We start from the raw sequence: 26,119 nt of genomic DNA, 5'->3' as shown, positions 1-26,119 counted from the left end.
CCAGAGCGTTCAAGGTGCGATCAAACCCGTCGGATGATCAAACCTGGAGGTAGCGCTGGTTTTGCCCCAGCCAGCGCAATACCAGTTGTTCGCACAGTTGCGGGTAATCGCTCATCAACAACAAGGCGGCATCTTTGACAACCGGCAGCAAGTGGCCATCGCGCTGAAGGTCGGCAATCTTGAATTGCATTTCCCCGGTCTGGCGGGTGCCCAGCACTTCACCGGGGCCGCGCAGTTGTAAATCCTGTTCGGCGATATAAAAACCATCACTACTTTCTCGCATCACCCGCAGCCGCTCGCGGCCATTTTGCGACAGGGGCGAACCATAAAGCAGTACGCAGTGACTGGCCTCCGACCCGCGCCCGACCCGCCCACGCAATTGGTGCAATTGCGCAAGGCCAAGGCGCTCGGGGTTTTCGATAATCATCAAGCAGGCGTTGGGCACATCCACACCCACTTCAATGACCGTGGTGGCCACCAGCAAATCCAGGGTGTTGGCCTTGAAAGCCGCCATCACCGCCTCTTTTTCCACCGGTTTCAAGCGCCCGTGGATCAGCCCAATGCGCAAATGCGGCAGGGACTCAATGAGATTCGCCGCTGTCGCCTCGGCGGCTTGTGCTTCTAGGGCTTCGGATTCCTCGATCAGGGTGCATACCCAGTAGGCCTGTCGCCCCTGCTCACAGGCAAGGCGCACCCGCTCAATCACTTCCTCGCGGCGATTATCGCTGATCACCACGGTAGTAATCGGCGTACGCCCGGGAGGCAGTTCGTCGATGACCGAACAATCCAAATCGGCGTAAGCGCTCATCGCCAAAGTGCGCGGAATGGGAGTGGCGGTCATAATGAGCTGATGGGGACGCAACATGCCAGCCCTATGCTGCTCGTCGCTATTGGTGCCTTTTTCCGAGAGACTTAGCCGCTGATGTACACCAAATCGATGCTGTTCATCGATGACGATCAACCCCAGATCGGCAAAACTGACTGCCTCCTGAAACAGCGCATGGGTGCCGACCACCACTTGCGCATCACCACTGGCAATAGCCGCCAGTTGGGTGCGCCGCTCGGCCACCTTGAGTTTGCCCGTGAGCCAACCGAGCTTGATGCCCAGTGGCTCCAGCCATTTGCCAAAGTTGAGGCGATGCTGTTCAGCAAGGATTTCCGTGGGCGCCATAATCGCCGCCTGTTTACCGCTAGCCACGGCAGCCAATGCAGCAAGGGCCGCTACGACCGTTTTACCGGAACCCACATCGCCCTGAACCAGACGCAACATAGGAATCGGTTTGGCCAGATCATCGGCAATTTCATTCACCACCCGGCTCTGCGCGCGCGTCAAACTAAAGCCCAACTGGGCGAGAAAACCTTGCTGTAGCCGGGTATCCAGATTCAATCGATAGGCGCCATCGGCCTGGGTTTCACGGCGCAGCAATAACAAACTCAGGTGATGGGCAAGCAATTCCTCAAACGCCAGACGCTGCTGGTAGGGATGCTCGCCATCCATCAGCTGTTGGATATTGGCGTTGGTAGGCGGTTGATGCAGGTAGCGCAGCGCCTCGGCCAGCGGCACCTGATTAAGCTGGCGGCGCACCACCTCGGGCAGTAATTCCTTGAGAGCATGTTTGTCCAGCCAGGTCAGGGCCTGCACGGCCAGCGAACGCAAACGCGGCTGGGTCAAGCCTTCGGTGGCCGGGTAAATCGGGGTGAGGGATTGCTCCAGCGGCAGCGGTGCGGCGCTATCCAACTCATCGTATTCGGGGTGATACATCTCCAGCCCCGAGGCACCACGCCGTGTCTCGCCAAAAATACGCAAGCGCGTGCCGTTTACCAGCCGCTGCTTTTGCGCTGTATTGAAATGATAAAACCGCAGGGTAATAGTGCCGGTGCCATCCTGTACTTTGCACACCAAACTGCGCCGCTTGCCAAACACCACATCGCAAGCGCGCACCTCCGCTTCCAGCACTGCATTCACATTGGGCTGCAGTGCGCCAATCGGGGTGATGCGAGTGCGATCCATATAGCGCAGTGGCAGGTGGAGCAATATATCCTGCACACTTAACAGGCCAATCTTCGCCAATTTTGCAGACAAACTAGCGCCAACGCCCTTGATCGCCGTTACCGGAATTTGATCGAGCGTTTTACCGCCTACACTCACCGCGCCCATGGAGATAACAACAAGCGCGTTTTATTGACGACAGGCTTTGATTGCCGAACGCAGTGCATCAATGGCTTTGTGGCGCGGGAAACTGGCGCGCCATGCCAACGCCACCGTACGGCTGGGCGAAGGCTCGGTAAAGGGGCGCGTGACCAGCACCTCCGAGCTGTATAGCGAGCTTTCGGCCGCCGAGGCGGGCAGTATGGTCAAGCCCAACCCCGAAGCCACCATATGGCGCAATGTCTCCAGCGAACTGCCTTCCGCAGCGGTGCGTACATTGCTGCTATTGGCACTGGATTCCGCCCCTTGTTGCAAGCTTGGGCAGGTAGTGAGCACCTGATCGCGGAAGCAGTGCCCTTCCCCCAACAGCAGGAGCTGTTCGCTATTCAGATCCAGTGGATCTATCGCCTCTTTCGCTGCCAAGGGGTGATCTTTGGGCATCAGCACCACAAAGGGCTCTTCATAAAGTGCCTGGGTAACTACATCCGGTTCCACAAAAGGCAGGGCGACAATAATCACATCCAGCTCGCCATTGCGCAGCTTTTTGCGCAGGTTGTGGGTGTAGCCTTCCTCCACATAGAGCGGCATTTTGCTCGCCAATTGCTGTAGGTGAGGAATAAACTTGGGCAGCAAATATGGCCCAATGGTGAAGATAGCGCCTACCGACAGCGGGCTGCTGAGCTGATCCTTGCCGGCATCGGCCAGGTCTTTAATCGCCGCCGTCTGCTCCAGCACCAGATTGGCCTGAGCGACAATTTGTTCGCCGAGTGGCGTAGGCTGTACACGGGACTTGGTGCGCTCAAACAGCGCTACGCCCAGTTCATCCTCCAACTTTTTAACCGCAATACTCAAGGTGGGCTGACTTACGTAGCAACGATCAGCCGCGCGGCCAAAATGTTGTTCCTGGGCAAGGGTGACTATGTAGCGCAGTTCGGTCAGGGTCATAATACAGCTCCGTGAGATGGGCTTTTTAAAAAGTCAGGGCTTTTCTTGGAATAGCCTAAAACTATCAGATAAGCGCCATTTATCAAATACTAATTAACGCAACTTCACACCACAGGCGTCACAGGCCCACTGAAAACACCTATGAATAAACAATCCCCAACAGAAAAACTATTGATCGTCGGTTGTGGCGACATAGGCCAACGCCTTGCACGGCAGATCAACCCACTGGGTTATCAGGTCACCGGGCTGCGTCGCCAGCCTGTTACCGACCTGCCCTATTTGCGCTATCGCCAATGCGATGTCACCAACGCCGAACAACTGCATCCCCTACTAGCCGAAGGGTTTGACGTCATTGTTATCAGTATGACGCCTGCCGAGCGCAGCGATGAAGGCTATGAGAAGGCCTATGTAAATAGTTGCAGGCAGTTGATTAGCGGACTGCAACAACAGATTTATAAGCCACGTTTGATAATGTTTGTCTCCAGCACCGCCGTCTATGCGCAACAAGATGGCAGTTGGGTGGACGAAACCTCCCCCACCAACCCCGACGGTTTTAGCGGGAAGCGCTTGCTGGAAGCAGAAGACATCATCCTGAACAGCGATTACCCCGGCAGTATTCTGCGCTGTAGCGGTATTTACGGCCCCGGCCGGCATCGCCTGATTGAACAGGTAATCAACCAGCGCGCCTCCGCCAGCCCTCACTACACCAATCGCATTCACGCCGAAGATTGCGCCGCCGCACTCGTCCACCTGATCGAGCGGGCCAAACAACGCCCTCTCGATGCCATTTATGTGGCAACAGACTCCAACCCCGCGCCGATGATTGAAGTCGTAAGCTGGATTGCAGAGCAGTTGGGCATCCATCAATTTGTGGCCGCCGATGCCATCAATGAGCGCGGCAACAAGCGCATTAGCAACCAACGCCTGCTCGACACCGGCCTGCAACTGCGTTATCCGGACTTTAAAACCGGCTATGCCGATTTACTGGCCAACTATCTCCCCCCCAAATAACACGCAAAAAATATCACGCAAAAAAAACCCGGCACCAAGGCCGGGTTTTTAGTATCAAAGCAGAGTGATATTACTTCTTCACTTCTTCTTTGTACTTCACGCTTACTGAACCTACCACGCGACGGTTTTGTGCACGACCTTCCGCAGTAGCGTTATCGGCGATTGGCTTGGACTCACCGTGACCTTGGGCAGTAATGCGATCAGCGGCTATACCAAACTTGGTCACCAATGCTGCTTTTACTGCATCAGCACGGCTTTGTGACAGTTTTTGGTTGTAAGCATCAGAACCCTGGCTGTCGGTATGACCTTCAATATGCACAACAGTGTTCGCGTATTGCGTCATGGCATCGGCCAGTTTCTTCACTTGTGGCAAGTAGGCATCCTTGATATCTGACTTGGCAGTATCAAACAGAATGTCCAGGTTGATTACCAGTGTTTTCTCCAGAACAACCGGGCAGCCCACTTCATCTACTTTCAGGCCGCGAACTGTGTCAGGGCACTGGTCTTTAGAGTCATATACGCCATCGCCATCGCTGTCTTTTTCCACAACAGGGGCTGGTGCTGGAGCCGGAGCTGCTTTCACAGGCGCAGGAGAACCGCCAAACAGGTAGCTGATACCAGCGTTCAACGCCAGATCAGTGTACTCGTTGTCCAGGCTGTTGAATGCACGTACATCAGTACGGAATTCCCAGTTGCCGCCCAAAGAACGCTTAACACCAGCACCCAGGTTCAACAGGGTATCGCGCTCTGATGAAGGTGTTGCTGCGTTAAATTCACGCTCTTGATCACCAATACCAAAGGCAACATAAGGACGCCACAGGCTTTGAGTGTCGATGTTGTACAGCGCATCCAAACGGTATTGGGTGCCATCTACATCAACACCGCCCACTTGGGTTTCGCTGTCCCATTTGCTGGCAACGGCTTCCAATGTCCAGTTTTTGTTCAGCACATAACCAAAACCCAGACCCCAGGTGTTGGCATCTTCCAATGCTTCATCAAAGAAAACACGGCCACCTTCAGCACGTACTTCAAATTTATGGTTCTCAGCGCTGGCGCCTGCTGACAGGGCCGCGATTACTGCAGATAAAGCTAATACTTGTGTGTGTTTCATAGTCATGTTCTCCGTTGAAAATAGCGAGTTCCAAAAAAACAATCTGCATTGTTAAACGACAGACACTCAGATTGATAAAAAACGATCAAACAATTGCACTGGCTTAAAATCCATTTCATGATTATTTTCAGTCGCTTACATTAACAAATTAAAGTGTTGCATGCCAATTTAAGAGACTTACTGCGCCAGTTTATGCTGTTTTATTGAACAAAAGATCCCAAACACCATGTCCCAACCGTTCACCGCGTTTTTCAAACTTGGTTATTGGCCGATAATCCGGCCTTGGTGCATAGCCGGTTTCCTTGTATTCCGTTGTAAATCCCGGCGCTGTACTCATCACATCCAACATATGCTCTGCATAGGCTTGCCAGTCAGTAGCCATGTGGAATACGCCGCCGTCGACGATTTTAGGGCGCAGTTTCTGAACAAAGGCTGACTGCAAAATACGGCGCTTGTGATGCTTCTTCTTATGCCAGGGGTCGGGGAAGTACAGTTGCAGGCGATCTATGCTGTTGTCAGGGATACAATCTTCCAGCACATCCATCGCATCTGCCATGTATACCCGCAGGTTGGTTAAGCCCTCCTGCCCGGCCACATTGATCAAGCGCCCCACACCCGGCGGGTGCACTTCAATGCCAATAAAATTCTTGTCGGGCTCGTTGCGTGCCATCTCCAGCAGGGAGTCACCCATGCCAAAACCAATCTCCAGCACTAACGGCGCCTTGCGCCCAAAGACGGCTTCCGGATCGATGCGCCCCTTAAACAGGCTCAGGCCAAGACTCGGCCACCAGGTATCAAAAGCATTTTTTTGACCCACGGTAATGCGCCCGGCGCGGATCACGAAACTGCGAATTGCTTTGGGTTTAAATTCGGGCTTGATCAGAAACCCTTGCTCGCCACCATCCAGATCGGGCGTTAATTCAGGAAAATCAGACATAAAGTGTAGTCGCTAGTAAGAAAATGTGCGCGGTATCAGGCCTCCGGTTTTGTGCGCCACGCTGCCACCAACAGCAACATCCAGCCAACCAAAAAACATAATCCGCCCAAAGGCGTTATTGGCCCAAGCCAACGCGGCGCCCCCAACGCCAATGCGTAGAGGCTGCCACTAAATAACAAGCTGCCCAGTATAAAGGCTAGGCCGCTGGCTTTTAACCCTGGCGTTGCAGGTTTATGTAACAGCCAAAAGCCCACCAACAGCAGGGCAAAGGTGTGATAAAACTGGTATTGCACCCCGGTTTTAACGGTTTCCAGGGCAGCGGGCGAGAGTATTTGCTTCAATCCATGGGCGGCGAATGCACCGATAAGAACTGCAACAAAACCCTCAATAGCGGCGATAATAAGAAAAAACCGTACCATTCAATACTCTCCCATCATCCCGGCCTGTTTAGCCGGCAATAAAAAAGCCGCGCAGTGCGCGGCTTTTCAGCGAAACCATGGTGTTAGATCAAGCTTCCAACATCATGGTTTTGACCTTGTTCATGGCATTCTTTTCCAACTGGCGAATACGCTCAGCAGAAACGCCATATTCGGCCGCCAGATCATGCAAGGTTGCTTTGTCGTCGTTCAACCAGCGACGCTGCAGAATCATCCGGCTGCGATCATCCAATTGATCCATAGCCTTTTCCAAGCTATTGACGTTGGATTCCTCCCAGTTGGATTCCTCCAGGCGCGCCGCTGGATCGTAGCGGTTATCTTCCAAATAGTGAGCCGGTGCTACGTAAGACTCGTCATCATCGTCTTCACCTGCATCAAAGCCCGCATCATAAGAAGCCAAACGGCCTTCCATTTCGCGAACTTGCTTAACATCAACACCCAGATCTGCTGCAACCGCATGGGCTTCGTCATTACTCAACCAAGCCAAGCGCTTTTTCGCACCGCGCAGATTAAAGAATAATTTGCGCTGGGCTTTGGTAGTGGCGATTTTAACGATGCGCCAGTTGCGCAGGATAAATTCGTGGATTTCAGCTTTGATCCAGTGCACAGCAAAAGACACCAAACGCACGCCCTTGTCCGGGTCGAAACGCTTGACCGCTTTCATCAGGCCGACGTTGCCTTCTTGCACCAAATCGCCCAATGGCAAACCATAGCCATTGTAGGAACGGGCAATGTGCACAACAAAACGCAGATGGGCCATTACCAGTTTACGGGCGGCATCGAGGTTACCATTCTGGTGTAAATCGCGCGCCAGCTCTTGCTCCTCCTCAACGGTGAGGATGGAAAAAGCACTGACCGCTTGAACATAGGCGTTCAGGTTTGCACCAGGGGCGAGGATGCCGATAGGTTGCAGACTTGTACTTGCGCTCATGTATACCTCCAATAACTGTGGCTCGAGTGTACCACCGGCTATTTAGTTGTGCCAGCACCGGAAAAGTTCACTTTACGCGAATATTGCACCCTGTTGTGGCGTGTATTTCAGCGGCTGATTTAGCGCGGCTGGATCTGGTAAAGGTGGCGCGCCACCGCAATCCAGGCCCCAATCAAACCCGTTACACCTGCCAGCAGGATCAACTGCAAACTCTCTATAAAACCTAAGCCTTGTAAACGAAAGCTGCTTTGATACAGATCAGCCAACTGCGCGACTGGCGCCGCTAACCACCAAAACCCCACGGCCAGCAAGAGCGAGGCCACTATGCCGCCGCCCACGCCAAACCACAGGCCGGTGTACAGGAATGGGCGACGGACATAGGCATCTGTGCCACCAACCAGTTTTACTACCAGAATTTCATCGCGCCGGTTTTCAATCGCCATGCGAATGGTATTGCCAATCACCAGTAGCACCCCCAGTGCCAGCAATCCTGCGAGGGCAGTGACAAAACGTTCCGCCAGCGCAATAAATTGATGCAAACGCTTCACCCATAGCATGTCCAAACGGACATCGGCAACCAGCGGGTTGGCAACCAATAGCTGCTGTAACTCCGCCAGAGCGGCGGGTGTGTTATCGACCATTTTTGGCGTGATCAGGATAACCCCGGGCAGCGGGTTTTCATCCAGATGACTGGCGAGCTCCCCCAAACCTGACCCTTGTTTGAACTCCGCGAGCGCTTGCTCTGGCGAGATATAGCTGGCTTGCAACACATCCGGGCGCTGCGCCAAGCGACCGCGTAAATCCTGCGCCTGGGTTGCGTTGACATCCTTCTTTAAGAAAACGGATACCTGACTGGAGTCCTGCCAGGCCTGGCCAATGTGCTGCAAATTGCTGAAGACAATAAACAGCGCAGCAGGCAGCGCGATGGCAATGGCGATCACCAGCCAGGTCATCGCACTTTGCAATGGCGTTTCCAACATACGCAACAGGCTTTCAATGGCGGAGTTGCTGTGGTGCGCACTCCAGGCATCGAACTTGTCGCGCCAGGACATTTGGCTTTGTACAGCCCCTTGTGCACGCACGGGCTGTTCTACCCTCGGGCTGCGCTGCTGGCGTTCCGCGCGCGACATTTGGCTGGCGCCCATACGATTGCGGCGCTCCGGTTTTTGGGGACGATTTGATTTCACCAGAGCACCCCGTCATGGACCAATTTGCCCTGCACCAGACCCAACACACGCTTGTTCATGCGCTTCAACAATTCCACATCGTGGGTGGCGATCATCACCGTGGTGCCCACTTCGTTGAATTGACGGAAGAGGGTCATGATTTCGTTGGCTAACTCAGGGTCGAGGTTACCGGTCGGTTCATCTGCCAATAACAGGCTGGGTTTATTCACTACCGCGCGGGCGATGCCCACACGCTGCTGCTCACCGCCGGAGAGCACGACTGGATTACTGCGTTCTTTATCCAACAGATCCACCTTGTCGAGCGCCGCACGCACCCGTTTGCCAATTTCCTGGTGGGGATAACCGGCAACCTGCAGCGGCAGGGCGACATTGTCGTAAACGGTGCGATCAAACAGCAGTTGGTGGTTTTGGAAAACGACACCGATATTGCGACGGAAATAGGGAATCTGGCTTTTGGGCATGGTTTCCAGATGGTAGCCATCCACAAATACCTGCCCGAGCGATGGCTGTTCCATAAGCATGATCATTTTCATCAGGGTGCTTTTACCCGCCCCCGAGTGGCCGGTCAGAAAGACCATTTCCCCTGCCTGCACTTCAAAATCGACGCGCGCCAAGGCTTCATAGCCTGTGTCGTAGCGCTTGCTTACAGTTTCAAATCGAATCACAACGAACCCTGTTTAGTGGTAATTAAGTGGCATCGGTTTGATTAAATAATGCCTTGATAAACGGCTCGGCGGCAAAGGGTTGCAGGTCATCTATCGCTTCACCCACGCCAATAAAACGCACTGGCAGGCCGAACTTTTTGCTCAGCGCAAAAATCACACCGCCCTTGGCGGTGCCATCGAGCTTGGTGAGCACCAGACCGGTAACACCCGCCGCGTCGCGGAAGGTTTCCGTTTGGTTGACCGCGTTCTGGCCGGTGCCAGCATCAAGCACCAAAAGCACTTCATGGGGCGCTGAACCATCGACCTTGGCCATCACACGCTTGACCTTGGACAACTCATCCATCAAATGGTTTTTATTGTGCAGACGACCGGCGGTATCGGCGATGATGACATCGATGCCACGTGCTTTGGCGGCTTGCAGGGCATCGAAAATTACCGATGCAGAATCGGCACCGGTATGCTGTGCAATCACCGGGACATTGTTGCGTTCGCCCCAGACCTGTAACTGCTCGACCGCCGCCGCACGGAAGGTATCGCCCGCCGCCAACATGACTTTTTTGCCCTCGTTTTGCAGGCGTTTGGCAAGTTTGCCGATGGTTGTGGTTTTACCCACCCCGTTTACCCCAACCACCAGAATCACATAGGGGCTGTGACGGGAATCAACCACCAATGGTTTCTCCACCGGGCGCAACAGCTCGGTGAGCTGCTCGCGCAGGGCAACGTAGAGAGCATCCACATTGTTGAGTTGTTTGCGCGCGACCCGGGCGGTGAGGCTATCGATTATCTCGGTGGTGGCATCCATCCCCACATCCGCAACCAACAACTGGGTTTCCAGTTCCTCAAACAGTTCATCATCGATGGTTTTACGGCCGAGGAACAAATTGCCCAAGCCTTCGGCAAAATGGCTACTGGTGCGGCTTAGGCCTTGCTTGATACGCGCGAAAAAGCCCACTTTTGCGGGAGCCTCAGGAGCCACAACTGGCAACTCCGCCCCTGTCTCTGGCGCAGGTGTTACTTCAACGGCGGGCATTGCGGGAGCTTCTGGCGTTTCGGTTGCCAGTACCTGGGTATCATCCGATTTGGCATCGGTATTAGCATCAGGCTTGTCGGATTTTTTAAACAGATTAAAAAACATAAGTGTGATCTGGGGTGTTAACAGGATGGACAGGTGGCGCGTAGCAGCAGATATGGATTCTGCACCGCCAGCAAAGGCGCTATCCTACCACTTCTTAACCCTTCACAGAGAAAAAGCCTTGTCCAAAGCCGTCTCAAAATCGACCTCTTCCACTACAGGTGGCCACAAGCCGAAAGGCAGCAACCAACTGCGTATTATTGGCGGCCAGTGGCGTGGGCGAAAACTCAGTTTTCCCGATGTTGATGGCCTGCGCCCCACCGGTGACCGCATTCGCGAAACCCTGTTCAATTGGATAGCGCCCGATATTCATGGCGCCAATTGCCTGGATTTGTTTGCTGGCTCCGGCGCGCTGGGGTTGGAGGCGCTGTCGCGCGGGGCGGCTAGCAGCCTGCTGATTGAGCGCGACAGTCGCGCCGCCGCACAGCTTAAAAGCAACCTCGACTTGCTCAAGGCTGATGGCGGCAAGGTACTACAGATGGATGCCTTGGGCTATTTACAGCGTTCAGCAACTGAACTGCCGAATGCCATGTTTGATGTGGTATTTATCGACCCACCTTTTCAGTTAAACCTCTGGCAAGTGGTGATCGATCAGTTAGAACAGCGGCAATTATTGCGCGAAGGTGCAGCGATCTACATCGAATCTGGCCTCAACGACCACTATTTGCCGCCGGCAAACTGGCGCCTGCATCGCGACAAGACAAGCGGCAGCGTGCACTACCGGTTGTTTTATCGCGAAGCGCAATAATTACTTTACTGGCTGGATGGGAATAAAGATGCTGTAAAGCCCATTTTTGTCGAATGCAGCCACCTCAAACACATAGTTCCCCTCTTCCAGCCAGGGAATGTAGTATTCGTTGCGCCAAGCATCCTCAATGCTCACATAGGTATATTCAGACTCGGTTGCCAGACGATAACGCACCTCATATCCACCCAGCTCACCAATATCCATCGAGGTTCCATCTTCGCGCAAATTGGGAATATTCCAGCGCAAGTAAATAGATCCAGCCGACGGCGAGCTATTGTTCCCAGCGGAACTGGCCACCGATGATGCCGCCGAGCTGGTGACCGCAGCGGCGGAGCTGGAGGATGCACTGGAAACCACCGGTGCACTGCTGGTGGTTTGCGGCGGTACCGTTGTGGCGGCGGAAGAGCTGGACGAACTGGAGGCAACGACCGCGGTACTGGATGAGGAGGACGCAGTAGCATTGCTGGGTGCTGATCCGGCGGGCGCCTCTTCAATCTTGAACCAGTTGATGTTGTAACCTTTGGCTAGTGCCGTCATACCAAAGATATGCGGGCCCGCTTCAAGGGTGACTATGCGTTCCACATCTGCCCATTTTTGGAAATTCCCGGTTTTGGGCACCTCAACCACATCGTATTGTTTGCTGCCATCCGCCTCATGAAAAGCAAAACTGCCACCACCATAGAGGCTGGAGGTACGGTAGGTAATTTTGTAATTGCCGGTTGTGGGAATATCAATCACGGTATTCTCATAGGACATCCAGTCGCCTGCATCAATGGAGCCTACGTTGGAGCCGCCATCCACATCTTTTGTAGCCTCTACCTTAATGCCCTTCATCGCGGCATAGTCCTCAGCCTGGATCTTGACCGGCAGGGCAACACCTTTGTAATCCAACTGAATCCAGTTGAGGTTAAAGCCTTTAGTAATGGCGGTAATCCCCAATTTATGGCTACCGGCGGGCAAGGTAATGGTTTGTTCTACGGTGACCCATTTTTGGAAATTGCCCGTTTTGGGCACATCCACCTGAGCAAACTGAAGGCCGGTATCCAGATCATACAGATAGAAACTACCGCCCCCGTACAGGCTGGATACGCGATAGCTCACCTTGTAGTTACTGGCGGTAGGCGCATAGATTTCATGGTTGCGATAGGCCAACCAGTCACTTGCATCGATAGACCCTACATTAGAACCGCCACCTTCATCCTTGGTGGTTTCTACTTTGACGCCTCCCATTGCCGAGTAATGCTCCGCCTCTATACGCAACGACAGGGTTGGCGTATTACCGGTCGCCGCCAAGCTGCTTGAAGCACTGGACACCGGTGCACTACTGGCTGGTGATGAACTGGATAGCGCCACACTGCTCGGCTGCGAAGAGCTGGACACGGCGACACTGCTAGCCTTGGAGGAGCTGGTCACCGCTGGCGTACTGCTCGCTGGCACGCTCGAAACAGCCGTACTACTGGGCTGTGAGGAACTGGATACCACAACAGGCGTACTGCCGGGTTGCGACGAACTCGAGACGACCACACTGCTCGGTTGCGATGAACTGGCGCTGCTCACTGTGGCACTTTGAGGAGGGTTGCTGACTATGGGTTCCAGCTTGAACCAATTGATATTGAAGCCCTTTACCAAGGCGGTCAGCCCCAGAGTGTGTCGGCCAGCGGGCAAGGTCACTGTGCGCTCTACATCAACCCACTTTTGAAAATTACCGGTTTTGGGCACATCTACCCGATCATATTCGACACCCGTGTCTAACTCATGGAGGGAAAAACTGCCGCCGCCGTAAAGACTGGAAACCCTATAAGTCACCTTGAATGTGGTCGCGGCGGCGATATTGATCTCTTGATTCGCATAAGCCAGCCAATCACCCGCGTCTATAGCACCCACGTTAGAGCCACCGCCCTCATCTGTCGTCGCCTCTACCTTAATTCCTTTCATGGCCGAAAAATCCTCGGCCTGAATCATGAGCGATGTGGTGGTTGTATTGCTGCTATTGGTTGAATTGGTAGTGGGTGTGGTGGTCTGGGCGACGGCGCCCCCGGCCGCACTCATCAGCGGTGCCACCAGACTCATTACCAGTGTCATTTTGCGCAGGTACATCTGCCAATTCAGGCCGCGCTTCAATTGCTGGCGGGTGATGTAGCCCATTTCAATCAGGATTTCACCAATCGAGGTGGCGTCCATCATGCGTTTATCGCTGGGGTCCAACGTGGCGCGACGGCGTTTTTGTTCCGCAATGGCCAGTTGCAGTTGGTCTTCGCGCAGCAGCCCTTTCTCTAACAGGATATCCCCTAGCCGCGTCGCCTTGATATTGCCAGCCATCTCACACCTCCAAAAACCCTTGTCTATACTTCAGTTCGTCCGTCGGAACCGAAACCTCTGTTCAGTCTAGTAGAGGCTAGCTCAGGTTTGTGAAGCCGTTATAGACAAATTAGTGATTTACAGTTTGCTGGTCAGTTCATTACGAATTTTGTACCATGCCGGCCCCGCCAACCGGCCTCCTATCTGGAATTATCCCTATGCGCACAGTGGTCTACCCGGGCACGTTCGATCCCATCACCAATGGTCATATCGATTTGGTGGAGCGCGCCTGTCGCCTGTTTGATCGGGTAATCGTGGCGGTAGCGGCCAGCAATCGCAAAAATCCGCTATTCAGCCTGGATCAGCGTGTCGCGCTGGCGCAGCAAACCCTCAGACACTTGACCAATGTCACCGTGGTTGGGTTTGATATTTTGCTGGTGGAGTTTGTGCGGCAGCAAAATGCCCAAGCGGTATTGCGCGGGCTGCGCGCCGTGTCGGATTTTGAATACGAGTTTCAGTTGGCAAACATGAATCGTGCGCTGGCGCCGACCATGGAGAGCATTTTCCTGACGCCAGCCGAACACCTTTCCTATATTTCCTCGTCTATCGTGCGTGAAATCGCCATTTTAGGCGGCGATGTCAGCAAGTTTGTCGCCGCGCCCGTAGAGGCCGCCCTCAAGCAAAAATTTGGGCGATAACCCCGTCGCCCTACTTCTGGCACGCCACGCAATACACCGTGGTGCGATCGTTCATGCGCACTTCTTTCAGCGGCTTTTTACAGGTCATACAGGGTTGATTGCCGCGCCCGTAGACCAGTAATTGCTGCTTGAAGTAGCCGGGTTTGCCGTCACCCCCGACAAAATCGCGCAAGGTCGTTCCACCCTGATCAATTGAACGCTGCAATACAAATTTGATGTCACGCACCAGCTGCTCGCACTCTTTGCGCGTGAGCGCACTGGCTTTGCGGATCGGCTTGATGCCCGCCATAAACAGCGATTCATTGGCGTAGATGTTCCCCACCCCCACCACGACCTTACTGTCCATGATGAACTGCTTCACCGATTGGCTGCGTTTGCGGCTGCGCTCGTAGAGGTAGTCTGCGGTAAAGGTTTCGGTGAGTGGCTCCGGGCCTAAATCTGCCAACAACTTGTGAGTGTCCGGGTCGCCCTCCACCCACAGCCAGCAACCAAAGCGACGCGGATCACCATAGCGCAACGCCTGCTTGCCAAACACCAGGTCGACATGATCGTGAAACAGCGGTGGCTCAGCGGCCTTGACGATGCGCAAGCTGCCTGACATGCCCAGGTGAATCAGCACATGACCATGACCAAAATCAAGCAGCAAGTATTTGCCGCGACGGCGGGCGCCGCGCAAGCGATGGCCGGCAACCTGTTGCGCCAAGTCATCGGGAATGGGCCAGCGCAGGCGAGGCTGGCGTACGATTAGTTCGGTCGCCTTATGACCAACAACATGGGGGCTGATACCGCGCAGGGTAGTTTCAACTTCGGGAAGTTCCGGCATAAACAATCCAGTGAGAGATAAACGCTGGCGATTATGCCAGTGCCATCGCCCTGCGGGTATTTACGCGCAAAAAATACAAGCTACTCCAGCGCCCGCAGCTCCAGCTTTTCTGCCTGTTGCAGGCGATCCAACGCACCGTAAATCACCAGTACATCCCCGGCCGCCAACACAGTGTCAGGTTCGGGCGAGGATTGCCGCGTGCCCTGACGCACCAGCGCCGTCACTGTCAGCTCCGACAAATTCAACGCGTCCAGACGCTGACCGATGACCGGGCTGCCATCGGGAATAACGATAGAGCGCAACCGCTTGGCATCGCGCTCTTCCGGTTTTTCGCTCAGCTCATCACCGCGGAAAAATTCGCGCATCAACCTGTAGCGACCGCTGCGCTGCAAGCGAATACGCCGCGCCACACGCGACATAGGCACGTCCAGCAACAACAGCGCCTGGGAGGCAATCATCAAGCCGGCTTCCAGCGTCTCGGGCACGACCTCCAACGCACCGGCAGCCTGCAACTCCTCCACCTGACTTTCGTCGCGGGTGCGCACCATCACCGGCAACGTGGGCCGCAAGGCGTGCAAGTAGTTGAGCATCTTCAGCGCGGCGCCAACATCATCGTGGCTGATCACCACCAAACGGGCACGCTCCAGCCCCAGGGCATCAAGAATATCGCGTTGTGTAGCATCGCCGTAGTAAACCGGCTCACCGGCGGTATGGGCTTCGCGCACCCGCAACGGGTCCAAATCCAACGCAATAAAGGGGATTTTTTCCTCTTCGAGAAAACGCCCCACGCTCTGCCCAATACGACCATAACCGCAAATGATGACGTGATCCTTTAACCCGGCCGAGGTTTCCATACTCAACGCCGGCGTTTCCACCACCACCGACGCAGGGTGGCCGCCTGTCAGCAGGCGAGCAATGGTGTGGTTGTAACGAATAACAAAGGGGCCGGCGATCATCGCAAACAGCACGGCGGTGAGAATGGTCTGGCTCAACTGGTTATCGATCACCCCGGCGCTGAGGGCTATGGCCAACAGCGCCAAGCCGAACTCACCGCCCACAGACAACAACAACCCGGTGCGCCAGGCGGTGAGGGAGTCTATGCCGCTGCGCTTCACCATCACATAAACCAACAGGGTTTTACTGACAATCAATACCACTGTACCCAGCAGCGCCCAATGCCAGATTGCGGGTAAAGCGGTAGGGTCAACCAACATGCCAATACCGACAAAAAACAGCCCCAACAGCACATCGCGGAAGGGACGGATAGTGGACTCCACCTGATGGCGAAACTCGGTTTCACCGAGCATCATGCCCGCCAGAAAGGCGCCAAACGCCAGGGACAACCCGAGACTATTGGTCGTCCAGGCCGCTAACAACGCCACCAACAGCACTGTCAGGGTAAATACCTCGGCAGAGCGCTGCTCCGCCACCACATGGAAAACCGGGCGCAGCACCCAGCGCCCCACCACAAACACCAGGGTAAAGGCGAGCACCGCCTTGGCCATGGCCCACCCCAGAGTATCAAACAAGACTTCTGCCCCCGCCGCCGCGCCCAATACCGGAATAACCACCACAAACGGCACGGCGGTGACATCCTGAAATACCGACATAGCCAAGCCCAATCGACCATGGCGGCTATTCTCTTCACCTTGTTCCGCCAATTGCTTGCCGATAATCGTGGTGGACGATTGGGCGAACACCGCACCGATCACAAATGCCACGGCGGGCTCAAAACTGAAAAACCAGGCTAACAGGCCTACCAGCAGTGTCGTAAACACCACCTGCCCGGTACCCAAACCAAGTACTTGATGGCGCAGTGCGTGGAGCTGCGGCAGCGAAAAATTAAGCCCGATGGTAAACAACAGAAACACTATGCCGAACTCTGCCAGCACTTTGATCTGCGGAAGATCAATCACCGGGCCGGCGGTATAGGGCCCTAAAATCAGCCCCACCAACAAATAGCCCAAGCTGGATGGAATGCGCAGACGCTGGAACACCACCACAACCACGACAGCAATCCCCAGCAACAGCAAAATTTGCGCGAGTAATTCCATCGCTAGCCTCCTTGTAGCCAGTGCTTAACCATTCTAGTTCCAACGTGATGCATAACCATGAAAATACCCTGCAGAGTGGCGCGAACGGGAATCAAACCTACACCCGATAATAGCCCAGCACGACCAAATCGCCCTTGATATAGCGCAGAATCGGCATCGCCCAATACGCAGGCATAAAAAAACCCGGTACAAAGACCGGGTTTTTTTAGCGAAGGCATCAACTTACTTGATTTTGCCTTCTTTGTAGACCACGTGCTTGCGCACAACTGGATCGTACTTTTTGATTTCCATCTTTTCTGGCATGGTGCGCTTGTTCTTGTCAGTGGTGTAGAAGTGACCAGTACCAGCAGAAGAGTTCAGACGAATTTTTTCGCGCATGACAAATGCTCCTAATTACACTTTGTGGCCGTTGGCACGAACATCAGCCAACACAGCGTCAATGCCACGCTTGTCGATGATACGCATACCTTTTGGAGTCAGGCGCAGAGTTACAAAACGCTTCTCAGCTTCTACCCAAAAACGGTGAGATTGCAGGTTTGGCAAAAAACGACGCTTGGTGTGGTTTTTTGCGTGTGAAACATTGTTGCCGGTAATGGGACGTTTACCAGTAACTTGACATACCTTGGACATTTTATTGCCTCATTAAATAAATCAGCGCGCTAAGCTGGAAGCGCTGTGCTAGAACCGTAAAACAGACTAACAACCAGCCTAGAGCATTGTTGTAAGCAGCCTATTCTTTCCTAAACGCGGCCTTAAACTGGAGTTGGAGCAGCAAATTTCATAGGGGGAAATTTGCGCGGAAATGGCGCTCTTTTATACGCCTTCACAACCCTGCCGCAAAGAGCCGCGTTTTATACCAAAACAACCCTCCAATAGCAACGAAAAGCTGTTTTTTTAACCAAAAAAACTACGAATTTAAAAAAGCAGTACCCATTCAAAGTAAATGTACAAAGTTTGCCCCATTTTTGTTAAGAACAATCAATAACCCCACAGTTTGTAAGCTTTACTGCTAATAATACGGCGCCTAACACTAATAATATTGTAATACTAAAAAATCAAACACGACCAATTCCACGATAAATCACCTAACATTTGGAGTTGTTAAATGACAGACAATAATAATTTAAGTGTAAGTCGGCGCAGACTATTAGCAGGATCGGCGACCCTTGCCACAGCGGCTTGGTTATCCCCAGCCTTTGCAGCTAACTCCGGCCTTAGATCCACCATCTATACCCAACATACCCGCCCGCCCATTTTGCCGAAGATCTACGGCGGATTTATCGAACACATTGGCAACCTGATCAACCACAGCTTGTGGAGCGAAACGCTGGACGACCGTAAGTTCTATTTCGGCGTTCTGGAAAAGCCTGAGCCAGAGCCCACCGATCGTCGCGCAAGAATGGCAATGATGCAGAAGTGGTTGGCGGTGGGTCCTATTTCTGCCATCCGTTTAGATACCCAAAATGCCTATGTCGGTGAGCACAGTCCGGTGGTGGCGCTGGATGCGTCGCAAGAGCGCGGCATGGTGCAGCATAAACTGGCGATCAAGTCCGGTGTTCCTTATAAAGGCCGCATCGTATTGCGCGGAGACGGAGCCAAAGTAACCCTGAGATTGAGCTGGGGCGAAGGCCAATCAGTTGCGCACAAAATATCGACGACCAAAAAGTGGAAGACCCACCATTTCACCCTCAACCCGAATGTGGATACCACCGACGCGCGTTTTGAAATTGTCGCCACCGGTAAAGGTATGTTCTCCGTAGGTGCTGTGTCCTTGATGCCGGGCGATAACATCAAGGGTTTCCGCGCCGATACCCTGGCACTCATGAAAGAAATGAACTGCCAGATTCTGCGCATGCCCGGCGGCAACTTTATTTCAGCACACGACTGGGAAGACTCCATTGGCGATCCCGACAAGCGCCCGCCAATTCTCGATCCAGTATGGAGCGCGGTGCAACCTAACGACGTGGGCGTTGATGAGCTGATCCAGTTCTGTGAATTAATCGAGTGCGAACCCTTCTGGTGTGTTAACACCGGCTTTGGCGATCCACGCTCCGGCGCACAGCTGCTGGAATATGTGAACGGCAGCGCCGATACCGAGTGGGGCGCCAAACGCGCCGCCAATGGTCGCAAGAAACCTTATGGCGTTAAGTACTGGGCGGTGGGCAATGAAATGTACGGTCACTGGCAACGCGGCCACATGTCGCGCGATCATTACACCGTGAAGCACAATATGTTTGTTGATGCGATGCGCAAGGTTGACCCGAGCATTTACATCGTTGCACCCGGTGGTTTTGTCGATGAGATGACCACCGGCCAAGGTATTTTCATCGAAGGCCAACCAGAAGTGAAAGTGGGCTCCGAGCGCGACTGGGCCTACGGCATGTTTAAAGACAGCTGGGGCAAGTTTGATGCATTGGGAACTCACGCGTATCCACCGGCAAACAAACGCTTTGACCTTAAAACCGGCAAGCTTTACGACGTTGACCTCACGCTGAATGAATGGGTTCACCAAATGCCCGACCGCATTCGTACCATGGCAGATGCCTGGGAACAGTACAAAAAGCACTTCCCCAAACTCAATGACGGTCAAGTGAAGGTTTATTTCGATGAATGGGCATTCGGTTTTGAGGATAACTTGAAAGGTGCCTTGGCGATTGGCGCGGCCTTCCATGAATTTTTCCGTCACACCGATTTCATCGACATGGCCGGTTTCACCATGGCGACTGGTTGGCTTAACGTTAACCGCACCCAATCGCAGCTAAGCCTCAAAGGCCTTATGTTCCAGCTTTATCAACAGCATTTTGGCACTATTCCGGTTGAAGTCACCGGTAATTCGCCTACACCAAAACCGAAATATCCCATTGGCGGTGATCAACCGAGCGTTAATACCGGTGGCGATGTTTACCCGCTGGATGTGTCTGCTGCGCTCAGTGAAGATGGGAAGCTACTGACGGTTGCGGTGGTGAATGGGACTGAATTACCACACAGCTTTAGCCTGTCGTTGGATGGATTTAAGCCCAAAAATGTGGGCACCTGCTGGAAGTTTACCGGGCCGAAACCGGATGCCACTAACCTCTTGGGGCAAGCGTCCCAGATTGGGATTAAGGAATCCGCGTTTAACACCACCTCCGGCTCACTGGCTGTGGCGCCTATCAGCGTAGAAATCTATCACTTCGAACAGGCTTAATTTCCATCGCCGCATCACCTGCCAGCCGCTGGGCAGGTGATGCAGTGGGTATCAGCTTTGGGAGCAGATCTAAGACGCCGATATAAAACAGTTGCGTCCGTTACGTTTGGCTTTATAAAGCGCATCATCGGCGCGATGCAGGATGGATTCTATGGATTGATCCTGTGGCTGAATAAGGCTCAATCCCATACTGACAGTCACTGTCAGGTTAGCTCCCGACAAAAAATCACCGGCAGCGATAGACAAGCGTAAACGTTCGGTAATCAATTCGGCTGCTATTAAAGAGGTATTCGGCAGTAACAGCGCGAATTCTTCTCCGCCAAAACGGGCAAACAGATCACCTTCGCGCAAATGCGCCATCGCATGATGAGCGATACCGCGCAATACCTCATCCCCGGCGACATGCCCAAAGCGATCATTAATGCTTTTAAAATAATCGATATCCATGAGCACAACGGCGGTAGGGGTTTGCCGTTCCCGGAAGTGCATGAGTGACAAGGTCAGAGCATCCAGCAGCTTACGACGATTGTAGGCGCCAGTGAGCTCATCAGTCTCGCTCAGCAGTTGCAGTTTTGCTTCAAGCTGGTGACGACGAGTGATATTACAGGCGACCCATACCACCGCGCGCTCATTCTTGATCGGTGCCGACAATGGTTGGATTCGCCCCTCAAACCAGATCTCGCCCTCTGGCCCTTGTTGAGTATCCAAACCGTTTACATCGGTACCCGCCAGACCATATTCAACGATACGCAGTTGGTTCTGCACCAGCGTGATCTTGATTTGCTCCAAAAACCAGTCGGCCTTGGCTTTTGGCAGGACATCGTAAAGACTGAAATCAACCAGATGCGCACCATCGTGATAATGCTGACGATCCTGGCCGCCAATTAATGCCGCATAACGCCCGGATTCCGTCAGGACAAAAACAGGATCGGGCAAGGCTGACAGCATGTCCAAAAGTATATCCAAATGGTCGGTCACAGCAGTCATCCAGTACAGTTGCGGTGGAGTAAGGCTCTCTAAGCAGTCGGCCATGGTATAAATGCCAGGCATTTGCGTAACCTGACACCTAAATTAACATTATACAGTCGATCTCTACAGGCCATCATAGCAACCCCCTTTCGGCAAATGAGATTACCTCGGCATCGCCTACCACCATATGGTCAATTACCCGCACGTCGATCAAATCCAGCGCAGCCTGCAAGTGTTGGGTGATGCGGCAGTCAGCCTGACTTGGCTCCGCAACCCCACTTGGATGGTTGTGCGCCAGAATCACAGCAGCGCAATTATGCGCTAGTGCGCGCCTGACTACCTCACGCGGGTAGACGGAAGCACCGTCGATAGTGCCAAAAAATAATTCTTCGTAGGTAATCAGGCGATTTTGGTTATCCAGAAACAAGACCGCAAAGACTTCGCGCGGCTGATGGCGCAAATGCGCGCTCAAGTAGCTGCGCACCAAATCCGGGCTGGTCAATAAGTCGCCCGCCTTCATGGATGCCGACAAATGGCGGCGCCCCATTTCCAGCACCGCCTGCAATTGCGCATATTTGGCATTGCCCAGCCCTAACCCTTTGCAGAATTCGGATTGCGATGCTTCCAGCAGTTGGCGCAGACCACCGTATTGCTGTAACAATTCGCGCGCCAGATCAACGGCCGATTTACCCACGCAGCCAACGCGCAGGAAAATGGCTAGCAGTTCGGCATCGGATAAAGCGCGCGGACCAAGGGAGAGTAATTTTTCGCGGGGGCGTTCAGTGGCGGGCCAATGAGCAATGGACATAGGGAACTCCTTCCTTAATATGAGCCCTGCAAGGGGCTCTTCCTTTGTAAGATAGCTGTCGCTTACACAGGCCGACAGGCGCAGCGACAGTTACGAAAACCTTGGCAAGAATGGTATCTTAGCCTGCTTTCGTCAAGCCCCGTGCGGCTGACACTGTAAGTGGCCAATTACTCCGGCGCGGGCTATGTTAAACAGACTGGCCACGCCGCCAACAAGGCATCTACCGAGAGATGCGTATCAATCGACAGGTATCTATGACATCACTTGCCAATAAACACATTCTGCTCGGCGTGACTGGCGGTATCGCGGCCTATAAAAGTGCCGATCTGGTGCGCCGCCTGCAAGATGCAGGTGCCAGTGTGCAAGTAGTCATGACACCGGCAGCGCAGGAGTTCATCACCCCGCTGACCTTGCAGGCGCTGTCCGGCCACCCGGTACACACCCAATTGCTCGACCCGGAAGCAGAAGCGGGCATGGGGCATATCCAACTGGCGCGCTGGGCAGACCTGGTATTGATCGCTCCCGCCACGGCAGACTTTATGGCGCGCCTGACCCAAGGCATGGGCAATGATTTGCTCACCAGTATTTGCCTGGCGACCGCAGCGCCTATCGCCCTGGCGCCAGCGATGAACCAGGGCATGTGGCGCAACCCGGCCACCCAGAGCAATCTCGACCAACTGATTGCGCGCAAGATTCATATTTTTGGCCCCGCTGACGGCGGTCAGGCCTGTGGCGATATAGGCCCGGGCCGCATGCTTGAGCCATTACAACTGGTCGATGCCGCTGCCAGCTTGTTCGTACGCGGCAGTCTCGCGGGTAAAAAAGTGGTGATTACCGCCGGCCCCACCCGCGAAGCCATAGACCCAGTGCGCTACCTGAGCAACCACAGTTCCGGCAAGATGGGTTATGCCCTCGCCGAAGCCGCTGCCGAAGCCGGGGCGACAACCATTTTAATCAGCGGCCCGACACAACTGAAAACCCCGGCGCGGGTGACGCGTATTGATGTGATCAGCGCGCAGGACATGTACGACGCCAGCCTGAGCGCAGCGGAAGGCTGCGACTTGTTTATCGCCGCAGCAGCGGTGGCCGACTATCGCCCCGCGCAGGTAGCTGAGCAGAAGCTTAAAAAAGGCAGCGAGGACTCAATTACCCTGACCTTAATCAAAAACCCGGACATAGTCGCCAGTGTCACCGCGCTGCCGCACAGGCCTTTTACCGTCGGTTTTGCCGCCGAAAGTGAAAACCTGCTGGAATATGGCCGCGCCAAGCTGGTTCGCAAACAGCTGGATCTGGTGATTGCCAACAATATCAGCGACAGCGAAATCGGTTTTAATAGTGACGATAATGCCGTCACCCTTATTGACCACGCATCAACACAAGAACTCAACCAGCGCAGTAAACACCAACTGGCGCGGGAATTAATCGCCCTGCTCGCCCATAAAATCACGGCACCGGCACACTAATCACCGCCGCGCCGAGCACAGTAAAAGGTAGATACGTGAAACCACGGGACTCAATAAAAACCAAAGGCGATGGTGCAGCCCCCCTGTCGCGCAGCGCCCAGCGGGCACTGGACAATGCCAAACGCAAAGCCGCCGTCCAGCAAAAACTGCTGTTGACGCTCCTGGCAGCCGCGCTGGTCATTAACCTGCTCGCGGCCTACTTCCTCTACCAAACCATGGTCATAGGGCAGAACCGCGAAAACCTGCAGCACGCGACCCAGTCATTTGTGGATGAACGCAAGGCCGTGCTCGACAAGTACCTTCAACAGCACAGCCTTGCCATAGAGACGCTCAGTGCCAATAGTGCCTGGGCGGCACAGTTAAGCCCTGATAATCCTGACAATACCGCCGAATCACGCCAGCAACTGGCGCACGCACTGGCCGCTCAGGACGACACCATTTTGAACATCTACCTCTTTCCTACCGGCACAGCGCAACTGAACCGGGAGGCAGAGTTTCCCGTGCGCTATCTGGAGCTGGATTTGATCCAACGCGCAGAACAGCGCAAACCGGCCCTGCCGGAACTTATCGAAATCAATAAACGCTGGATGCTGCAATGGGCCAAACCAGTCGCGCTGGATGAACAGTCACCGCCCCTGGGCACACTGCTGATTACCACTGACGCTACGCCACTGCTGGAGTTATTCGCCACTACCGATGCGCGCTTTGGTGAAACCTTACTGCAACAGCAATTTACCGGCAGCCCGCCACAAACCATTCGCAAAACCGGTACAGGCGCAGAAGGCGCTAAAGTCGTCGCCAAAATCAAACACAGCCACCTGCAACTGCAATTCACCCCTTCGGCACAGATGAAAGACATCGCCGAAGAATTGCCGAGCCTTTGGCTGGTCGTTGTGAGTCTGGTCGCCGCCGCCAGTTTGGCGCTCTGCTGGTTCCTGAGCAAAGTACTGAGCGGCGCCGCCCTCAGGGCAGCGGATAAAACCCAACCCTCGCTACAAGAAACCGTCAAAGCCAGTAAAGAGGCCGTCGACGAAGAGAAACTCATCAACCCACTGTTCCAGACCCAGGACATTCTGGATATTGCAGTCATCGACGAAGATGAAGACATACTCGGGCTGCGCGAGCACTCAGGCAAAAAGCCCACCGGCGCCAAGCGCAGCAGCATCAACGAACAAGATGTACCCGCCGAGATTTTCCGCTCCTACGACATTCGCGGGCTGGTGGACAGCCAAATTACCCCGCAGCTGGCACAGCTTATCGGCCAGGCCGTTGGCAGCGAAGCCATAGACCAGGGCGAACGCAGTATTGTGGTCGCCCGCGACGGTCGCACCCACAGCGAGGCGCTCACCCAGGCGCTGATCAAAGGTATTTTGCGCACGGGTTGCAACGTCATTAACATCGGCGTAGTCCCCACACCGGTCATGTACTTCGCCACCTTTCACATCGACGACACCAACAGCGGCGTAATGGTCACCGCCAGCCACAATCCCAAAGAGTACAACGGCTTTAAAGTAGTGATAAACAACCGCGCACTCGCCGATGATGCCGTGGTTGAGCTGCGCTCGCGCATCATGGCGCAACGCTTTCACCAAGGTGTTGGTGAAGAACTCTCACGCACTATTATTCCCGACTATATCGAACGCATTTTTTCCGACGTGGCACTCGCGGGCAACATCAGCATAGTGGTGGACGCAGGCAACGCCGTACCCGGTTTGGTTGCACCACAATTGTTTGAAGAACTGGGCTGCGATGTCACACCGCTTTTCTGCGATCTGGATGGTGAATTTCCCAACCACAATCCCGACCCCACAATTGAAGAAAACCTGCAGGCACTGATCGCCAAAGTTAAAGAAACCAAGGCCGATATCGGCGTCGCGTTTGACGGCGATGGCGACCGCTTGGTCGTGGTCACGCCCAAAGGCGATATTATCTGGCCCGATCGCCTGCTGATGTTATTTGCCAAAGACATACTCGCGCGCAACCCCGGCGCCGATGTCTTGTTCGACGTAAAATGTTCGCGCCAACTCAATCAAGTCATCAGCAGTTATGGTGGCCGCCCCATTATGTGGAAGACCGGCCACTCACCGATGAAAGCCAAAATGGAAGAAACCCAAGCACTTATCGGCGGCGAATATTCCGGCCACATTTTTATCAAGGATCGCTGGTACGGATTCGACGACGGCATTTATGCCATGGCGCGCCTGCTGGAAATTATTACCCTGCGCGATCAAAACATCGATGCTATTTTCGCCGGCTTTCCGCAGTTGCATGCAACACCGGAAATTAAAATTACCATCCGCGACCAGGACAAATTTGCCTTGATTAAAAAATTGGCCGAGACCGGCGATTTTGCCAACGGCGCCATCACCACTATTGATGGCTTGCGCGTGGATTACACCAAAGGCTGGGGCTTGGTGCGCGCCTCCAATACCTCACCGGCGCTGACCTTGCGCTTTGAAGCGGAATCGCCTGAGGCGCTGGAAAAAATCCAGCATATTTTTAAACGTGAATTAATCAAAGTTGATGCCACTCTCAGCATTGATTTTTAAATAACTGTTTTCCATGA

22 protein-coding genes are annotated in these 26,119 nt (G+C 54.1%); 6 read left to right on the top strand and 16 right to left on the bottom strand.

Annotated elements, in window-relative coordinates; translation table 11 throughout:
• Positions 1-37 precede the first annotated feature (37 nt).
• Both recG and B0D95_RS15490 read right to left on the bottom strand, forming a co-directional pair.
• The gene (gene recG, locus B0D95_RS15495; RefSeq protein WP_078044744.1) at positions 38-2,158 is read right to left on the bottom strand and encodes an ATP-dependent DNA helicase RecG; all 2,121 of its coding nucleotides are present in this window, start codon (positions 2,156-2,158) and stop codon (positions 38-40) included.
• A gap of 21 nt (positions 2,159-2,179) precedes the next feature.
• Positions 2,180-3,094: a hydrogen peroxide-inducible genes activator gene (locus tag B0D95_RS15490; RefSeq protein ID WP_078044743.1), complete on the bottom strand. Its 915-nt coding sequence runs from the start codon at positions 3,092-3,094 to the stop codon at positions 2,180-2,182.
• 141 nt (positions 3,095-3,235) lie between these two features.
• Here B0D95_RS15490 and B0D95_RS15485 point away from each other — a divergent pair, with 141 nt between their 5' ends.
• On the top strand, positions 3,236-4,105 hold the full coding sequence (locus B0D95_RS15485; protein WP_078044742.1) for an SDR family oxidoreductase: 870 nt from the start codon (positions 3,236-3,238) through the stop codon (positions 4,103-4,105).
• Positions 4,106-4,175: 70 nt separating this feature from the next.
• Here B0D95_RS15485 and B0D95_RS15480 read toward each other — a convergent pair whose 3' ends face one another.
• From B0D95_RS15480 to ftsY, 7 genes are all read right to left on the bottom strand, one after another.
• Entirely contained in the window at positions 4,176-5,216 is a 1,041-nt protein-coding gene (locus B0D95_RS15480) for an OmpA family protein (protein ID WP_078044741.1), read from the bottom strand.
• Between the two features lie 190 nt (positions 5,217-5,406).
• Positions 5,407-6,153 (bottom strand): tRNA (guanosine(46)-N7)-methyltransferase TrmB, encoded by a 747-nt coding sequence (gene trmB, locus B0D95_RS15475; RefSeq protein WP_244904592.1) that lies wholly within the window; start codon positions 6,151-6,153, stop codon positions 5,407-5,409.
• Positions 6,154-6,188: 35 nt separating this feature from the next.
• Entirely contained in the window at positions 6,189-6,572 is a 384-nt protein-coding gene (locus B0D95_RS15470; protein WP_078044740.1) for a DUF423 domain-containing protein, read from the bottom strand.
• Positions 6,573-6,660: 88 nt separating this feature from the next.
• Positions 6,661-7,521 (bottom strand): RNA polymerase sigma factor RpoH, encoded by an 861-nt coding sequence (gene rpoH / locus B0D95_RS15465; protein ID WP_078044739.1) that lies wholly within the window; start codon positions 7,519-7,521, stop codon positions 6,661-6,663.
• A gap of 119 nt (positions 7,522-7,640) precedes the next feature.
• Entirely contained in the window at positions 7,641-8,708 is a 1,068-nt protein-coding gene (gene ftsX, locus B0D95_RS15460; RefSeq protein ID WP_078044738.1) for a permease-like cell division protein FtsX, read from the bottom strand.
• The gene (ftsE, locus tag B0D95_RS15455) at positions 8,705-9,373 is read right to left on the bottom strand and encodes a cell division ATP-binding protein FtsE (RefSeq protein WP_078044737.1); all 669 of its coding nucleotides are present in this window, start codon (positions 9,371-9,373) and stop codon (positions 8,705-8,707) included. The genes ftsX and ftsE overlap by 4 nt, the downstream gene beginning before the upstream one ends.
• A 22-nt stretch (positions 9,374-9,395) precedes the next feature.
• Positions 9,396-10,508, bottom strand: a complete 1,113-nt coding sequence (ftsY, locus tag B0D95_RS15450; protein ID WP_078044736.1) for a signal recognition particle-docking protein FtsY — start codon at positions 10,506-10,508, stop codon at positions 9,396-9,398.
• 52 nt (positions 10,509-10,560) lie between these two features.
• On the opposite strand from ftsY, the gene rsmD reads away from it, so the two are divergent.
• On the top strand, positions 10,561-11,253 hold the full coding sequence (gene rsmD / locus B0D95_RS15445; protein ID WP_078044735.1) for a 16S rRNA (guanine(966)-N(2))-methyltransferase RsmD: 693 nt from the start codon (positions 10,561-10,563) through the stop codon (positions 11,251-11,253).
• Here rsmD and B0D95_RS15440 read toward each other — a convergent pair whose 3' ends face one another.
• Positions 11,254-13,572, bottom strand: coding sequence for a carbohydrate-binding protein (locus B0D95_RS15440; RefSeq protein WP_078044734.1), 2,319 nt, complete (start codon positions 13,570-13,572; stop codon positions 11,254-11,256).
• A gap of 197 nt (positions 13,573-13,769) precedes the next feature.
• Here B0D95_RS15440 and coaD point away from each other — a divergent pair, with 197 nt between their 5' ends.
• The gene (coaD, locus tag B0D95_RS15435) at positions 13,770-14,249 is read left to right on the top strand and encodes a pantetheine-phosphate adenylyltransferase (protein ID WP_078044733.1); all 480 of its coding nucleotides are present in this window, start codon (positions 13,770-13,772) and stop codon (positions 14,247-14,249) included.
• Positions 14,250-14,259: 10 nt separating this feature from the next.
• Here coaD and mutM read toward each other — a convergent pair whose 3' ends face one another.
• The 4 genes from mutM to rpmB all read right to left on the bottom strand — a co-directional run bounded on the left by mutM (position 14,260) and on the right by rpmB (position 17,756).
• Entirely contained in the window at positions 14,260-15,072 is an 813-nt protein-coding gene (gene mutM, locus B0D95_RS15430) for a bifunctional DNA-formamidopyrimidine glycosylase/DNA-(apurinic or apyrimidinic site) lyase (RefSeq protein ID WP_078044732.1), read from the bottom strand.
• An 80-nt stretch (positions 15,073-15,152) separates the two neighbouring features.
• The gene (locus B0D95_RS15425; RefSeq protein ID WP_078044731.1) at positions 15,153-17,126 is read right to left on the bottom strand and encodes a cation:proton antiporter; all 1,974 of its coding nucleotides are present in this window, start codon (positions 17,124-17,126) and stop codon (positions 15,153-15,155) included.
• Between the two features lie 222 nt (positions 17,127-17,348).
• Positions 17,349-17,504, bottom strand: a complete 156-nt coding sequence (gene rpmG, locus B0D95_RS15415; protein ID WP_012489089.1) for a 50S ribosomal protein L33 — start codon at positions 17,502-17,504, stop codon at positions 17,349-17,351.
• A gap of 15 nt (positions 17,505-17,519) precedes the next feature.
• Positions 17,520-17,756 (bottom strand): 50S ribosomal protein L28, encoded by a 237-nt coding sequence (rpmB, locus tag B0D95_RS15410; RefSeq protein WP_007639320.1) that lies wholly within the window; start codon positions 17,754-17,756, stop codon positions 17,520-17,522.
• Between the two features lie 475 nt (positions 17,757-18,231).
• Here rpmB and B0D95_RS15405 point away from each other — a divergent pair, with 475 nt between their 5' ends.
• Positions 18,232-20,313, top strand: a complete 2,082-nt coding sequence (locus B0D95_RS15405) for an alpha-L-arabinofuranosidase (RefSeq protein WP_078044729.1) — start codon at positions 18,232-18,234, stop codon at positions 20,311-20,313.
• Positions 20,314-20,382: 69 nt separating this feature from the next.
• Here the strand turns inward: B0D95_RS15405 and B0D95_RS15400 are convergent, their stop codons facing one another.
• Together B0D95_RS15400 and radC are read right to left on the bottom strand one after the other, a co-directional pair.
• Complete coding sequence (locus B0D95_RS15400; RefSeq protein ID WP_210403635.1) at positions 20,383-21,363, bottom strand: GGDEF domain-containing protein; 981 nt, start codon at positions 21,361-21,363, stop codon at positions 20,383-20,385.
• A 52-nt stretch (positions 21,364-21,415) separates the two neighbouring features.
• Positions 21,416-22,090: a DNA repair protein RadC gene (gene radC / locus B0D95_RS15395; protein ID WP_078044728.1), complete on the bottom strand. Its 675-nt coding sequence runs from the start codon at positions 22,088-22,090 to the stop codon at positions 21,416-21,418.
• Positions 22,091-22,344: 254 nt separating this feature from the next.
• On the opposite strand from radC, the gene coaBC reads away from it, so the two are divergent.
• Positions 22,345-23,553 carry a bifunctional phosphopantothenoylcysteine decarboxylase/phosphopantothenate--cysteine ligase CoaBC gene (coaBC, locus tag B0D95_RS15390; RefSeq protein WP_078044727.1) on the top strand — a complete coding sequence of 403 codons (1,209 nt, stop codon included), beginning with the start codon at positions 22,345-22,347 and terminating at the stop codon, positions 23,551-23,553.
• A gap of 35 nt (positions 23,554-23,588) precedes the next feature.
• A complete protein-coding gene (locus tag B0D95_RS20855) occupies positions 23,589-26,102 on the top strand; it encodes a phosphomannomutase/phosphoglucomutase (RefSeq protein WP_078044726.1) in 2,514 nt (837 codons plus the stop codon).
• Positions 26,103-26,119: the final 17 nt, after the last annotated feature.

The organism is Cellvibrio sp. PSBB023, assembly GCF_002007605.1.
Taxonomy (GTDB): Bacteria; Pseudomonadota; Gammaproteobacteria; order Pseudomonadales; family Cellvibrionaceae; genus Cellvibrio.
The sequence above is the reverse complement of the archived record's forward strand: the minus strand, read 5'-3'. Positions and strand labels throughout refer to the sequence as shown.